This is a genomic window from Streptomyces sp. NPDC051315 (assembly GCF_044455165.1).
Lineage (GTDB): Bacteria > Actinomycetota > Actinomycetes > Streptomycetales > Streptomycetaceae > Streptomyces.
Genome location: NZ_JBITEN010000011.1, coordinates 212,068 through 226,014, shown reverse-complemented (window position 1 = coordinate 226,014; position 13,947 = coordinate 212,068). Strand labels below are relative to the sequence as shown.

Here is a 13,947-nt window from a genome sequence, read left to right as displayed (position 1 = left end):
GCCTCAACCACCCACCATGACCACCGGTTACGGGGGCGCGCGGCAGCGCGCGTCGCGCCGGTCGGCTCAGTAGGTGACGGTGATGCGCCGTGCCGGGCCGTCGACGCGGATCGTCCCGCCGTAGGGAAGGACGAGCTGGGGGTCCGTGTGGCCGAAGTCCACGTCGAAGACGGCCAGGGTGTCGGGGGCGTACGTCCGCAGCGCGCGCTGCACCGCCTCACGCTGTTCGGAGGCGTGACGGGCGGCTTCCCGCGGGCTGTGGGGGCGTTCGAAGGACCAGGTCTTGGCACGCCCCATCAGCAGCGCCGGGAAACGCTGCAGCAGGCCGCGCTCGCCCATGCTGCGCAGGATCCGGAAGACCTGCGTGGCGCTGGGCAGTTCCTCGGAGGTCTCCAGGATCAGCACGCCGCCGTCGTACACGGACAGGTCGTGCGAGATCTCGCGGTCGGCCATCAGCAGCCAGGAGAGGATCTCCAGTTCGCCGCCCCAGCTGCGGCCCTCCACCACACGGTCGGCGTTGAGCCAGCTCCATCCGGTGCCGGGCCGGGTCTCCGGCTCCGCCTCGAAGGTCGCCGGATCGGCCCAGTCGCGGTCGACGTCGTTCCAGCGCTCGGCGGGCTTCAGCTCGTACTCGCCCGAGGTGAACAGCGCCGCCCGCAGGGAGTCGGCGGTGAGCCGGTCCATGGCCACGGGTCGTCCGAGCTGGACCATCACCGTCGCGCCGTGGTAGCCGACGATGCCGGTGTTGTACAGGTAGGCGAGGAGGTTCGTGTTGTCGCTCATTCCGAAGAAGGGCTTCGGGTTGGCCCGGATCACCTCACGGTCCAGCAACGGCAGGACGGTGATCTGGTCGTCACCGCCGATCGACGCGATGACCGCCTTCACGTCCGGGTCGGAGAAGGCCGCGTGGATGTCGTCGGCCCGCTCCTGCGGTGTCGTGCCCATCTTCCGCGTGGTCGGATACTCGACCGGTTCGAGGCCGTACTCCTCGCGCAGCCGTCGCAGGCCCAGTTCGTAGGGGCGCGGGAACAGCTCGGGCAGACCCGCGGAGGGCGAGATGACGGCTATGCGGTCACCGGGCGAGGGCTTGGGAGGGTACGAAGGACTCGTCATGGCGGGAGGGTACGGCCTGCTGCCTCGCTGTTTCACCGTGATAAACCGGGTCTGAGCAGCGGTCCCCGACGGGCCGCCCCACGTCGAACGGACCGGAGGAACCGTGCCCCGCACCCTCGCCAACGCCCCGATCATGATTCTCAACGGTCCCAACCTGAACCTCCTCGGGCAGCGCCAGCCCGAGATCTACGGGGCCGACACCCTCGCCGACGTCGAGGAGATGTGCGTCAAGGCGGCGGCCGCGCACGGCGGCACCGTGGACTTCCGGCAGTCGAACCACGAGGGGCAGTTGGTGGACTGGATCCACGAGGCGCGTGTGAACCACTGCGGGATCGTGATCAACCCGGGCGCCTACTCGCACACGTCGGTCGCGATTCTGGACGCACTCAGCACCTGCGACGGTCTGCCGGTGCTGGAGGTGCACATTTCCAACATCCACCAGCGCGAGTCGTTCCGGCACCACTCGTACGTCTCCCAGCGCGCCGACGGCGTCATCGCGGGTTGCGGAGTGCAGGGATACGTCTTCGGCGTGGAGCGGGTCGCCGCACTGGTGGGGCCGGGGAAGGCCGACGCGTAAGCACCGGCCTCCAGGCGCCCACCCCTTACAGGCGGCCGGCCTCCAGGCGCCCACCCTTCACAGACGTCCCGCCTCCACGATCCGCCGCAGGAAGCGCCGCGTGCGCTCCTGCCGCGGATCGCCGAAGACCTGCTCGGGGGCCCCGCGCTCCAGCACCACTCCTCCGTCCAGGAAACACACCTGGTCGGCGACCTCCCGGGCGAAGCCCATCTCGTGCGTGGCCAGCACCATGGTCATGCCGTCGCCCTTCAGGTCGCGGACGACGTTCAGGACCTCACCCACCAGCTCCGGATCGAGAGCCGCGGTGATCTCGTCGAGCAACAGCAACCGCGGGCGTACGGCGAGGGCGCGCACGATGGCGACGCGCTGCTGCTGGCCCCCGCTGAGCCGGTCGGGGTACTCACCGGCCTTGCCGCCCAGTCCGAGCCGCTCCAGCAGCTCCCGGGCGCGTTCCTCGGCCTCCGCGCGGTCCACGCCGTGCACGCGGCGCGGCGCGAGCGTGATGTTCTCCAGCACGGTCATGTGCGGGAACAGGTTGTACGCCTGGAAGACGACGCCGATACGGCGCCGAACCGCGTCCTGGTCGACGCGGGGATCGGTGATCTCCTCGCCGTCCAGCCAGATCGCGCCGTCGTCGATGTCCTCCAGCAGGTTGGCGCAGCGCAGCAGCGTGGACTTGCCGGAGCCGGAGGCGCCGATCAGCGCGGTCACCGTGTGCGGGGCGACCTTTAGATCGACGTCCCGCAGGACGACGGAGCCGCCGAAGGTCTTGCGGACGGACTCCATCCGCAGCACCGCGGTGTCGGCGTCGCTCATGTCGTTCCTCCCTGGGCCCGCTGACGGTCCATCCGGGCCGTCACCCAGTCCGTGAACCGGGTCATCGGAATGGTCAGCGCCACGAAGACCAGGCCCGCGACGATGTACGGCGTGTAGTTGAGGCTGCGGCCCACGATGATGTCGGCGGCGCGCACGGCGTCGACGGCGCCGCCGATCGACACGAGACCCGTGTCCTTCTGCAGGGACACCAGGTCGTTCAGCAGCGGCGGCACCTGACGGCGCACGGCTTGGGGGAGCACCACGTACCGCAGCGCCTGCCGGTTGCTCAGTCCCAGCGAGCGGGCCGCCGCGCGCTGCGAGGGATGCACGGACTCGATGCCCGCGCGGAACACCTCGGCGACGTACGCCGAGTACGTCAGCGTGAGGGCCGTACCGCCGAGGAGCACCGGGTCGACGGTCACCCCCTGCAGACGCAGCGCCGGCACGCCCAGCACCACGATCATCAGGTTGATGATCAGTGGCAGTCCGCGGAAGAAGTCCGTGTACGCCGCCGCCAGGACGCGCAGCGGGAAGAAGACCGGGCCGCGCAGGGTGCGGGCCACGGCGATCAGCATGCCGAGGACCAGCACGGCGGCGCCGCAGACCAGCAGCAGCCGCACGTTCAGCCAGAGCCCCTCCAGGACCTTGGGGAGCGCCTCGCGCGCGTACTGCCCGTCGAGGAACGTCTCCTTGGTGCGCGGCCAGCCGGGCGCGCCGACGACGACCAGATAGAGGGCGACAGCGGTCACCAGCGTCGAGAGCGCGGCGATCGCCGTGGCGCGGCGGGCGCGCGTGCGCCGGTAGCGCTCGCGCTCCAGCCGCCGTCGCGAGGGCACGTAACCGTCGACGGGAGCGTCCGTGCCGCTCCCGGTCATGTCACCCCCGTCGTCCGCTCCCTCGGGGCCGGGCTCCTCCTTCGTCACCGTCACTTGAGCACCGGTGCGTCGACGGCGTCGGAGAGCCACTGCTGCTCGATCCTCGCCAGGGTGCCGTTGTCGCGGAGGGTGTCCACGGCGTCCGTCACGCAGGCGGTGAGCGCGCTGCCCTTGTCGAGCACCAGCCCGAACTGCTCCGGAGTGCCGCCCCGGTTCTCGAACTGTCCCACGATCCTCGCGTCCGTGACCTCGGCGGCGGTGATGTAGAAGGCGGTCGGCAGGTCGGTGACGATGGCGTCGACCTGACCGTTCTTCAGCGCGGACTTGGCCTGGTCGTTCTTGGCGTAGACGGCCGCGGCCCGCGTCGGCTTCACCACGTCGTCGATGTAGTTCAGGCTCGTGGTGCCCACCTGGGCGCCCAGCTCGAGGCCCCTGAGGTCCGCGATGCTCGTCGCCCGCGCCGCCTTCGTTCCCTTCAGCGCGACGACCGCCTGACGCACGTCGTAGTAGCCGGACGAGAAGTCCACGGCCTTCTTGCGCTCGTCGCTGATCGACACCTGGTTGATGTCGAAGTCGAAGGTCTTCTCGCCGGGCGCGAAGGCCTTGTTGAAGGGCACGCTCTGCCACACGACGGCGCTCTTGGCGTAGCCGAGCTGCTCCGCCACGGCGTAGGCCACCGCCGACTCGAAGCCCTCGCCGTTGGCGGGCTCGTCGTCCCTGAACCACGGTGCGTACGCGGGCTCGTCGGTGGCGATCGTCAGCTTGCCCGAGGTCTTGGTGGCCAACTTGCCCTTGGCGCAGGTGTTCCCGGTCGAACCGGACGGCGCGGCGGCCGCCTTCTCCTCCGGCTGCGGAGCACAGCCGACGACGGTGGTGAGGAGGGCTACGGTGGCGCCGGCGACGGCGCGGCGCAGGACACGAGGGGCGGGATGCATGGCGGGAGAGTGGCAGCGAAAGCCCTGCTTGTCGAGGTCGCATCGCCGACTGTCCGCATGGTGGGAGCGGGTGTTGCAGTCTCGTGAACAGGCCGGAGGAAAGGCGCCTGGGCCGCCGGCCGAGGGCGGGGAACGGAGGCCGGCGGCCCCTTCCGTGCGGGAGCCGTCATCCCGCGCGGGGCTACCACCAGTTGACCGCGCGACCATGACCGGGGGGAGCGCGCACGGGGCACCGGCGCGTGCACGCCCTTCACACGGGGCGCGCACGGTGACGCAGCCCCCTGTGTAGGCACCGCGCGCCCCTCCGGGCGCACGGCCGACTCACCACCCGCGCGCGTGCCACTCCGGCAGGTGCGGACGCTCGGCGCCCAGCGTGGTGTCGTTGCCGTGCTCGGGGTACACCCATGTCTCGTCCGGGAGCACGTCGAAGAGCTTCGTCTCGACGTCGTGGATGAGGCTGGCGAACGCCTGCGGATCCTTGCCCGTGTTGCCGACGCCGCCCGGGAACACCACAGCACGCGCCAACCCGCGAGGTCACGGCGGCGCGTAAACCCGCGGGCCCTGCCTCCGCGGCGTCGAAGTGGGCCGACCGCATCAGATGCCTGTGCAATGAGGCCGGCCGTGCCCTTCTCAGCGGTGGCGCGGGCGAGGCAGCAAGGCGAACGCGCTCTCCGCAATCGAGGTCAGGCGGGCGGGACTGTGGCCGTACGCGCCTACGACATCGGTCCCGCGGATGATGGTCAGCAGAAGGTACGCAAGGTCGTCGGGATCCGCGTCGGGGTCGATGTCGCCGTTGCGCTGCGCCGCTCGCACACACTCGGCCACCGCCGTCGCGAGCACGGAGAAGCAGTCGTTGGCCAGGCGTTTCACCTCGGAGTCGGAGGCGCCGATCTCCAGGGCCATCTTGGCGGCGAAGCAGGCTGCCGCCGCCCGGTCAGGGGCGGGGGGTACGTCGGCGGCGAGTGGCACCCCGTGGACGGCGCGGAGCAAGTACGCGTGCAGTCGTTCCAGGGCACCCTCGTCCGGTCCGGCGAGCGCCTTCGGCGCAAACTGCCCCAGCCGGGCGAAGTAGCCGGCCATCGCCTGCAGCAGCACGCCGTGCTTGCCGTCGAACGCGGCATAGAGGCTGCCGCGGCCCAGGCCGGTGGCGGCGCTGATGTCGTCGACGCTCGTGCCGTTGTAGCCCGAGGCGCGGAACTGCCGCTCGGCGGCATGCAGGACGTGGTCGCGGTCGAAGCTTCGTGGTCTCGCCATACACCGAAGGTAAAGCCGACCCGCCGTTATTGACAACCCAGTACAGAACCATCTAGGTTTCTGACTGTTCAGTACACAACCATCCTGGGCTCACCGGACAGGGTGTGTGTACGCCTGGCGCGATGGAGAGCAACCCATGCCTTTGCGCTCCTCCGCACCACCCAACGTTGCGACGCCTTCCAGGCCGGCAAGGCCCGGTCTGATCTTGGCGATCCTGGCGACGGCGAGTTCCATCGCCGGACTGGATCCGTACATCACGAACGTCGGGCTGTCCTCGGCGCGGGGCACTTCCTGCACCTCGAACAGCCCAAGACGGTCGCCGACCACATCCTCGGCTTTCTGAACAGCTGACCCCCTCCCACCACCCAGAACTCGAAGGGTTGACCGAACCATGACTGATAAGGAAAGGCAGGAGGCCATGGCTGTGGCGACTCCTCTGGACGCGAGCGACGCACTGCCCGAGCAGACCGTCGACGCGGTGGTGATCGGCGGGGGCGCCGCGGGGCTGAACGGTGCACTGATCCTCGCCCGCTCCCGCCGCTCGGTCGTCGTGATCGACACCGGCTCCCCGCGCAACGCACCCGCCCAGGCCGTGCACGGCCTTCTCGCCCTGGACGGCACCCCGCCGTCCGAGATCCTTCGACGGGGCCGGGAGCAGGTGCGCCGGTACGGCGGACGCGTCGTGTCCGGCGAGGTGGTCGCGGCCGAGCCTGCCGCCCCGTCGGCGGACGGGGACCTGCGGTTCACCGTCACCCTGGCCGACGGCCGCAGCATCACCGCCCGCCGCGTCCTGGTGGCCACCGGCCTCACGGATGTGCTGCCACAGGTGCCCGGGCTCGCCGAGCACTGGGGGGACAGTGTGGTGCACTGCCCGTACTGCCACGGCTGGGAGGTGCGCGACGAGCCCATCGGCATCCTCGCCACCGGCCCGGCCTCCATCGGCCACGCGTATCTGTTCCGTCAGCTGACCGAGGACCTGACCTACTTCACCCACGGCACCGACCTGGACGAGGACAGCCGCGCCCGCTTCGCCGCCCGCGGCATCCGCATCGTCGACACCCCGGTCACCGAGGTCGTCAACGACGCCGGCGGTGCCCTCGCCGGGGTGCGCCTGGCCGACGGGCAGGTCGTGGCCCGCCGCGTCCTCGCGGTCGGCCCGCGGATGCAGGCCCGCACCCAGGGCCTGGAGGGTCTGGGCCTGCCGGTGCAGGACCTGCCGGTGGGCCGCGGTTTCGCCTCCGGCACGGCCGGCGCCACCGAGGTGCCGGGTGTGTGGGTGGCAGGCAACGCCACCGATCCGGTCGCCCAGGTCGGGGCCTCCGCAGCGGCCGGCGCACTGGCCGGCGCCGACATCAACAGGATGCTGGCCATCGCGGACACCGACGCGGCCCTCCAGGGGATCGCCGAGGGAAGCCCACAAGGGGCCACAGGATGATCTTGAAGCCCGGAGATCTCAGCCCGTCGCCCGCTCGCCTCACGGGCAATCAAGTGATTCCGCTCGTCCGCCCCGTCCCCCTCAGGAGCTACTGATGCCCTTCCTTGCGAACACCCCCGTGGAGAAGATGACCGGGCCGTACGCGCGGCGCTGGTGGGCGCTGCTCGTGCTGTGCCTGAGCCTGCTGATCACGGTGATGGCGAACACGTCGCTGATCGTCGCCGCCCCCGACATGACCACCGACCTGGGCCTGAGCAGCAGTGATCTGCAGTGGGTCGTCGACTCCTACACCGTTCCGTACGCGGCGCTGATGCTGGTACTGGGCGCGATCGGCGACAAGTACAGCCGGCGCGGCGCGCTGGTGCTGGGTCTGCTGATCTTCGCCGGCGGTTCGGTGATGGGGAGCATGGTCGACGAGACCTCACTGGTCATCGTGGCCCGCGCGATCATGGGTATCGGTGCCGCGGTCGTGATGCCGGCCACGCTGTCCCTCGTGGTCGCGACCTTCCCCCGGAGCGAGCGGGCCAAGGCCATCACCGCCTGGGCCGCGACCTCCGGGCTGGCGGTAGCCGTCGGCCCGCTGGTCTCCGGCTGGCTGCTTGAGGACCACGCCTGGGGCTCGACCTTCCTGATCAACGTGCCGATCGCCGTCCTCGCCGTGTTCGGCGCGCTCGCCCTGGTACCGCCGTCCAAGGCGGAGGGCATGGGCCGGATCGACTACGTCGGTGGTCTGCTGTCGATCGTCACCGTCGGCTCCCTGATCTACGCCGCCATCGAGGGACCGCACTCCGGCTGGGGCGCCGGCCCCGTCACCGCCGCCGCGGTCGCCGGTGTCGGTCTGGTCGCCTTCGTCGCCTGGGAGCTGCGGCACCCGCACCCGATGCTGGACGTCCGAAAGTTCGCGCTGCGGCCCTTCAGCGGCTCGATGCTCGCGGTGATGTTCTTCTTCTTCGGCATGTTCGCCGTGATCTACTACTCGACGCAGTTCCTGCAGTTCGTCCTCGGCTACGGCGCCCTGGACACGGGTGTACGGCTGCTGCCGCTGGGCGGTGCGGTGTTCCTCGGGTCCGCGGTGACCGGGGTGCTCGCCCCGAAGCTGGGGGTGAGGGTGATGGCCGTGACCGGCATGGCCGTCGGCACGGCGGGCATGTTTCTGCTCACCCAGATCGACAAGGGGTCGACGTACGGGGACTTCCTGGCGCCGCTGATGATGCTGGGCCTCGCGCTCGGACTGGCCATCTCCCCGGCGACCGACACGATCATGGGCTCCTTCCCCGAGTCCGAGCTGGGCGTCGGCGGCGGTGTCAACGACACCGCGCTGGAGCTGGGCGGGGCGCTGGGCATCGCGGTGCTGGGCTCGCTGCTGGGCACGGCCTACCGGGACGAGCTGACCGACCTGGTGGGCAACCGGCTCCCGGCGCAGGCGATGGAGACCGCCAAGGACTCGGTCGGCGCCGGCCTGGCCGTCGCGGAGCGGGTCGCGCAGGATCCCTCCGCCGGGCCCCAGCAGGCCCAGGCCGCCGTGGACGCCGTCCACCAGGCCTTCGCCCACGGAGTCGCCCAGACCAGCCTCATCGGCGGGATCATCATGGCCGCCGGAACACTGATCGTCCTCGCCATCCTGCCGGGCCGGCGCGGGTTCGCGGGGAAGAGCGCCGAGCCGGGGGCCGGGACGGCGGCGAGCGAGGCGGCGACTGTGCGGGAGCACACCGGGGCCATCCGCTAGATCGCCGGCGGGGCGTCCACTGGATCGCCGGGGACGCCGTCCGCCGGGTCGCCGGGCACCGCCTCCGCCGGATCGCCCGCCAGGCGCGTCGGGCAGGAGCCCGGCGGCGCGAGACGCGCAGGGCGCGGGCGTGGTCCACGGTCCACAGCGACACGGGTCCTCTGCCGGAACACCTCACCGTCCCTGGCCTCCGGGGCGGCCCGGAGGCCAAGGGCCGTGAGGTGACAGCGGCGGTCGCAGCCCGCTTGAGCGCGGCCTCCAGCTGCGTGCGGGTGTTTCGGGCCCGTGGTACGGCTGGGAGCCGAAGGGATGGATTGCGGAGAAGGGGGAGGTTCCGCTGCCTGCCAGGTGAACCCGCCCGGCAGACCGCAGCCCATGCAACAGTCCCCCTGACCATGGCGGTCACCGCTGCCGGCGTCGGTGCGGTGCTCTGGAGGCCACCGTCCGTGGGGCATGACCCTCCCGAGCGCGGAACGGGCCTGAATGCGCGACCGCCCCCGCTTCGGTCTCGAAACTGGAGCGGTCGGCGTTGGACGGTTACCAGCCTCGTGCGCGCCACTCCGCGAGGTGGGGCCGCTCCGTGCCGATGGTGGTGTCGTTGCCGTGGCCGGGGTAGATCCACGTCTCGTCGGGCAGGACGTCGAACAGCTTGGTCTCCAGGCCGTCCATCAGGGAGTTGAACTCTTCCGGACGCGTTGTCCGACCAGGACCCCCCGGGAAGAGGCAGTCGCCCGTGAACACGTGAGGGTGCCCGTGCGGGTCGTCGTAGACGAGGGCGATCGAGCCCGGCGTGTGCCCGACCAGGTGGCGGGCGGTGAGCTCCACGTTCCCCACCCGGATGACGTCTCCGTCGTCGACCGGGACGTCGGTCGGCACGGGGATGCCCTCGGCGTCGTCCCGGCCGGCGTACGTACGCGCGTGCGTGGCCGTCACGACCGCGGCGAGCGCCTGCCAGTGGTCCCCGTGCCGATGGGTGGTGACCACGGACGCGATGCCGTCGTCACCGATCATGCCGAGGAGTGTCTCCGCCTCGTTGGCCGCGTCGATCAGCAACTGCTCGTCGGTGGCCCGGCAGCGCAGCAGATAGGCGTTGTTGTTCATCGGGCCGACCGCGATCTTGGTGATCATGAGGTCCTTGAGCTCGTGCACGTCCGCCGGGCCGCCGACCGTCACCTCTCCGCTGTACGTCATGACGGCCAGCCTATAGCGGGGGGAGGGCCGGCAGAGGGCCGCCGCCGACGGCCAGCCGGGATCCGTCGCGGCGCCCGGCGAGCCAGCCCAGGAGGTCGGCGGGGGACCCCGTGACGGTCACCTCGGGGCCGTCGGCCTCCCGGCCGGTGCGCCACGCGCGCGTGCCGTCCGTCAGGCGGGTCGGCGGCACGTCGGGGCGCCCGGTGAACCGCTCCGCGAGGAAGTCGATCTCCCGCTCGGTGAACTCCGCCGGCAGGTCCTCCAGCTCGTAGCCGATGCCGAGGTCCACGTGGTGCAGCTCGACCTCGATCCACCGTCGGAAGGGCACCCGGGCCGCGGCGTCGGTGACGCGGTTGCGCAGCTCCACCGTGCGCGACCAGTCGGCGGGCTGGGCCGCGGCCTCCTGGAAGCGGGCCGCACTGTCACGCAGGTCCGCGAGCTGGACGTCCAGGGCGCGCTGGGCGTCCCGCTCGATGTCCGCGTCCCGGGCGTCGTCGGTGACGTACATGGGACGGCCCTGGAGGACGTTCACGAGGGCGTCCGCGTTGCGTGCCAGGTGGGCGAGGACATGGCCCCGGCTCCAGCCGGGCAGGCGTGACGACTCGGCCACAGCGGCGTTGTCCAGTTCGGCGACTGCGCTCAGCAGTCGCTCGGTCGCCTCACGTACAGACCCCAGGTCATGAGCGTGATCAGTCATGCTGCTGACCCTAGCTCCGCCACCCCTTCGGGTGAAGGTGACGGACCGCGCCCGCAAATCGAATGCGCGTGCTATATGGTCGGTGGCGGCGTCGGGCATGCTGGATGGTCGGGGATTGTTGTCAACCGGTGAATCCGAACCGGCGTTGTCAGTGGCTCCCCCTAGTCTGAGAAAGACGGGGGCCCCGCCCCTGTCACTTCTCTCAAGAAAGGTGCGGACCGGCGTGGCCGACCGTCTCATCGTCCGTGGCGCGCGCGAGCACAACCTCAAGAATGTCTCGCTCGACCTGCCACGCGACTCGCTCATCGTCTTCACGGGCCTGTCGGGGTCGGGCAAGTCCTCGCTGGCCTTCGACACGATCTTCGCCGAGGGCCAGCGGCGCTACGTGGAGTCGCTCTCCTCGTACGCCCGGCAGTTCCTCGGCCAGATGGACAAGCCGGACGTCGACTTCATCGAAGGCCTCTCCCCGGCGGTCTCCATCGACCAGAAGTCGACCTCGCGCAACCCGCGCTCCACGGTCGGCACCATCACCGAGGTCTACGACTACCTGCGTCTGCTCTTCGCGCGCATCGGCAAGCCGCACTGTCCCGAGTGCGGCCGCCCGATCTCGCGCCAGTCGCCGCAGGCCATCGTCGACAAGGTCCTGGAGCTGCCGGAGGGGAGCCGCTTCCAGGTGCTGTCGCCGCTGGTGCGCGAGCGCAAGGGCGAGTTCGTCGACCTCTTCGCCGACCTGCAGACCAAGGGCTACTCCCGCGCGCGCGTGGACGGCGAGACGATCCAGCTCTCGAACCCGCCCACCCTGAAGAAGCAGGAGAAGCACACCATCGAGGTGGTCATCGACCGCCTCACGGTGAAGGAGTCCGCCAAGCGCCGGCTCACCGACTCCGTGGAGACCGCCCTCGGCCTGTCCGGCGGCATGGTCGTGCTCGACTTCGTCGACCTCCCCGAGGGCGACCCCGAGCGCGAGCGCATGTACTCGGAGCACCTGTACTGCGCGTACGACGACCTGTCCTTCGAGGAGCTGGAGCCCCGCTCTTTCTCCTTCAACTCGCCCTTCGGCGCCTGCCCCGAGTGCACCGGCATCGGCACGCGCATGGAGGTCGACCCCGAGCTGATCGTCCCCGACGAGGACAAGTCCCTCGACGAGGGCGCCATCCACCCGTGGTCGCACGGTCACACCAAGGACTACTTCGGCCGTCTGATCGGCGCTCTCGCGGACGCGCTGGGATTCCGGACGGACATCCCCTTCGCCGGCCTGCCGCAGCGTGCCAGGAAGGCACTGCTGTACGGCCACAAGACGCAGATCGAGGTCCGCTACCGCAACCGGTACGGCCGCGAGCGCGTGTACACCACGCCCTTCGAGGGCGCCGTCCCCTTCGTCAAGCGCCGGCACAGCGAGGCCGAGAGCGACGCCAGCCGTGAGCGCTTCGAGGGCTACATGCGCGAGGTGCCCTGCCCGACCTGTGAGGGCACTCGCCTGAAGCCGGTCGTCCTCGCGGTCACGATCATGGGGAAGTCCATCGCCGAGGTCTCCGCGATGTCCATCAGCGACTGCGCGGACTTCCTGGGCGAGCTGAAGCTCAGCGCCCGCGACAAGAAGATCGCCGAGCGCGTGCTGAAGGAGGTCAACGAGCGGCTGCGGTTCCTGGTCGACGTCGGCTTGGACTACCTCTCGCTCAACCGCGCGGCCGGCACGCTCTCCGGCGGTGAGGCCCAGCGCATCCGGCTGGCCACCCAGATCGGCTCCGGCCTCGTCGGCGTGCTCTACGTCCTCGACGAGCCGTCCATCGGCCTGCACCAGCGTGACAACCACCGGCTGATCGAGACCCTCGTCCGGCTGCGTGACATGGGCAACACGCTCATCGTCGTGGAGCACGACGAGGACACCATCAAGGTCGCCGACTGGGTCGTCGACATCGGCCCCGGCGCCGGTGAACACGGCGGCAAGGTCGTGCACAGCGGCTCCCTGAAGGAACTGCTCGCCAACGCCGAGTCACAGACCGGCCAGTACCTGTCCGGCAAGAAGTCCATCCCCGTGCCCGACATCCGGCGCCCGCGCGACCCCTCCCGGCAGCTCACGGTCCACGGCGCCCGGGAGAACAACCTTCAGGACATCGACGTCTCCTTCCCGCTGGGCGTGTTCACCGCGGTCACCGGTGTCTCCGGTTCGGGCAAGTCGACGCTGGTCAACGACATCCTGTACACGCACCTGGCCCGCGAGCTGAACGGCGCGAGGAACGTGCCGGGCCGGCACACCCGCGTGGACGGCGACGACCTCGTCGACAAGGTCGTGCACGTCGACCAGTCGCCCATCGGCCGCACCCCCCGGTCGAACCCGGCGACCTACACCGGCGTCTTCGACCACATCCGCAAGCTGTTCGCCGAGACCACCGAGGCGAAGGTCCGCGGCTACCAGCCCGGTCGCTTCTCCTTCAACGTCAAGGGTGGCCGCTGCGAGAACTGCTCCGGCGACGGCACGATCAAGATCGAGATGAACTTCCTCCCGGACGTCTACGTCCCGTGCGAGGTCTGCCACGGCGCCCGCTACAACCGGGAGACCCTGGAGGTCCACTACAAGGGCAAGTCCATCGCCGAGGTCCTGAACATGCCGATCGAGGAGGCCAAGGAGTTCTTCGAGGCCGTCCCCGCGATCGCCCGTCACCTCAACACGCTGAAGGACGTCGGTCTCGGCTACGTCCGGCTCGGCCAGTCCGCGACCACCCTGTCCGGCGGCGAGGCCCAGCGCGTCAAGCTCGCCAGCGAGCTGCAGCGCCGTTCCACCGGGCGCACGGTCTACGTCCTGGACGAGCCGACCACGGGCCTGCACTTCGAGGACATCAGCAAGCTCCTGAAGGTCCTCTCGGGCCTGGTCGAGAAGGGCAACACGGTCATCGTCATCGAGCACAACCTCGATGTGATCAAGACCGCCGACTGGATCGTCGACATGGGCCCCGAGGGCGGTGCAGGCGGCGGCCTCGTCGTCGCCGAGGGCACACCGGAGGAGGTCGCCGGAGTCCCGGCCAGCCACACCGGCAAGTTCCTGCGGGAGGTACTCGGCGCCGACCGCATCAGCGACGCGGCCCCGGTCAAGGCACCGCGCACCACGGCGGCGAAGAAGACGGTCGCGGCCAGGTCGACGACGAAGAAGACGGCGACCGCCACGACGTCCGCCAACAACACGGCGACGAAGAAGGCGGCCGGGGCCACGAAGAAGGCGACGCCCGCGAAGAAGACGACGCGGACCCGCAAGGCCTGAGCGAGCGGACGTCAAGACCGCCAAGGCCTGCCGGACTCGACGGAATGTCCGTCAGGTCATGGCGAGTCCTGA

Annotated in this window: 12 protein-coding genes and 1 pseudogene; 4 read left to right on the top strand and 9 right to left on the bottom strand. The window is 70.4% G+C overall.

All coding sequences use genetic code 11. The features are described from left to right. Positions 1–66 precede the first annotated feature (66 nt). Positions 67–1,113: a S66 peptidase family protein gene (locus tag ACIBBD_RS22390; RefSeq protein WP_399421236.1), complete on the bottom strand. Its 1,047-nt coding sequence runs from the start codon at positions 1,111–1,113 to the stop codon at positions 67–69. Between the two features lie 103 nt (positions 1,114–1,216). On the opposite strand from ACIBBD_RS22390, the gene aroQ reads away from it, so the two are divergent. After that, complete coding sequence (gene aroQ / locus ACIBBD_RS22385) at positions 1,217–1,690, top strand: type II 3-dehydroquinate dehydratase (protein WP_399421235.1); 474 nt, start codon at positions 1,217–1,219, stop codon at positions 1,688–1,690. Between the two features lie 57 nt (positions 1,691–1,747). On the opposite strand, the gene ACIBBD_RS22380 is transcribed toward aroQ, so the two are convergent. From ACIBBD_RS22380 to ACIBBD_RS22355, 6 genes and pseudogenes are all read right to left on the bottom strand, one after another. Beyond that, positions 1,748–2,506, bottom strand: a complete 759-nt coding sequence (locus tag ACIBBD_RS22380; protein WP_399421234.1) for an amino acid ABC transporter ATP-binding protein — start codon at positions 2,504–2,506, stop codon at positions 1,748–1,750. Next, on the bottom strand, positions 2,503–3,435 hold the full coding sequence (locus ACIBBD_RS22375) for an amino acid ABC transporter permease (RefSeq protein WP_399421233.1): 933 nt from the start codon (positions 3,433–3,435) through the stop codon (positions 2,503–2,505). Before ACIBBD_RS22375 ends, ACIBBD_RS22380 begins: the two co-directional genes overlap by 4 nt. Beyond that, the gene (locus ACIBBD_RS22370) at positions 3,432–4,316 is read right to left on the bottom strand and encodes an ABC transporter substrate-binding protein (RefSeq protein ID WP_399421232.1); all 885 of its coding nucleotides are present in this window, start codon (positions 4,314–4,316) and stop codon (positions 3,432–3,434) included. Before ACIBBD_RS22370 ends, ACIBBD_RS22375 begins: the two co-directional genes overlap by 4 nt. A 321-nt stretch (positions 4,317–4,637) precedes the next feature. Beyond that, positions 4,638–4,826 (bottom strand): annotated as a pseudogene (locus ACIBBD_RS22365) (MBL fold metallo-hydrolase); the annotation flags it as partial. 120 nt (positions 4,827–4,946) lie between these two features. Continuing rightward, positions 4,947–5,570, bottom strand: a complete 624-nt coding sequence (locus tag ACIBBD_RS22360) for a TetR/AcrR family transcriptional regulator (RefSeq protein ID WP_030246735.1) — start codon at positions 5,568–5,570, stop codon at positions 4,947–4,949. Positions 5,571–5,660: 90 nt separating this feature from the next. Continuing rightward, entirely contained in the window at positions 5,661–5,990 is a 330-nt protein-coding gene (locus tag ACIBBD_RS22355) for a hypothetical protein (protein ID WP_399421231.1), read from the bottom strand. Between ACIBBD_RS22355 and ACIBBD_RS22350 the strand changes: the two genes are divergently transcribed. Continuing rightward, a complete protein-coding gene (locus ACIBBD_RS22350) occupies positions 5,989–7,005 on the top strand; it encodes an NAD(P)/FAD-dependent oxidoreductase (RefSeq protein ID WP_399421230.1) in 1,017 nt (338 codons plus the stop codon). The genes ACIBBD_RS22355 and ACIBBD_RS22350 overlap by 2 nt on opposite strands. A 94-nt stretch (positions 7,006–7,099) precedes the next feature. Then, positions 7,100–8,731: an MFS transporter gene (locus ACIBBD_RS22345; protein WP_399421229.1), complete on the top strand. Its 1,632-nt coding sequence runs from the start codon at positions 7,100–7,102 to the stop codon at positions 8,729–8,731. Between the two features lie 537 nt (positions 8,732–9,268). Here the strand turns inward: ACIBBD_RS22345 and ACIBBD_RS22340 are convergent. Further along, positions 9,269–9,922, bottom strand: coding sequence for an MBL fold metallo-hydrolase (locus ACIBBD_RS22340; protein ID WP_399421228.1), 654 nt, complete (start codon positions 9,920–9,922; stop codon positions 9,269–9,271). A 10-nt stretch (positions 9,923–9,932) separates the two neighbouring features. Further along, the gene (locus ACIBBD_RS22335; protein WP_399421227.1) at positions 9,933–10,619 is read right to left on the bottom strand and encodes a maleylpyruvate isomerase family mycothiol-dependent enzyme; all 687 of its coding nucleotides are present in this window, start codon (positions 10,617–10,619) and stop codon (positions 9,933–9,935) included. Between the two features lie 223 nt (positions 10,620–10,842). Between ACIBBD_RS22335 and uvrA the strand changes: the two genes are divergently transcribed. Beyond that, positions 10,843–13,875 (top strand): excinuclease ABC subunit UvrA, encoded by a 3,033-nt coding sequence (uvrA, locus tag ACIBBD_RS22330; RefSeq protein ID WP_399421226.1) that lies wholly within the window; start codon positions 10,843–10,845, stop codon positions 13,873–13,875. The last annotated feature ends 72 nt before the right edge of the window (positions 13,876–13,947 follow it).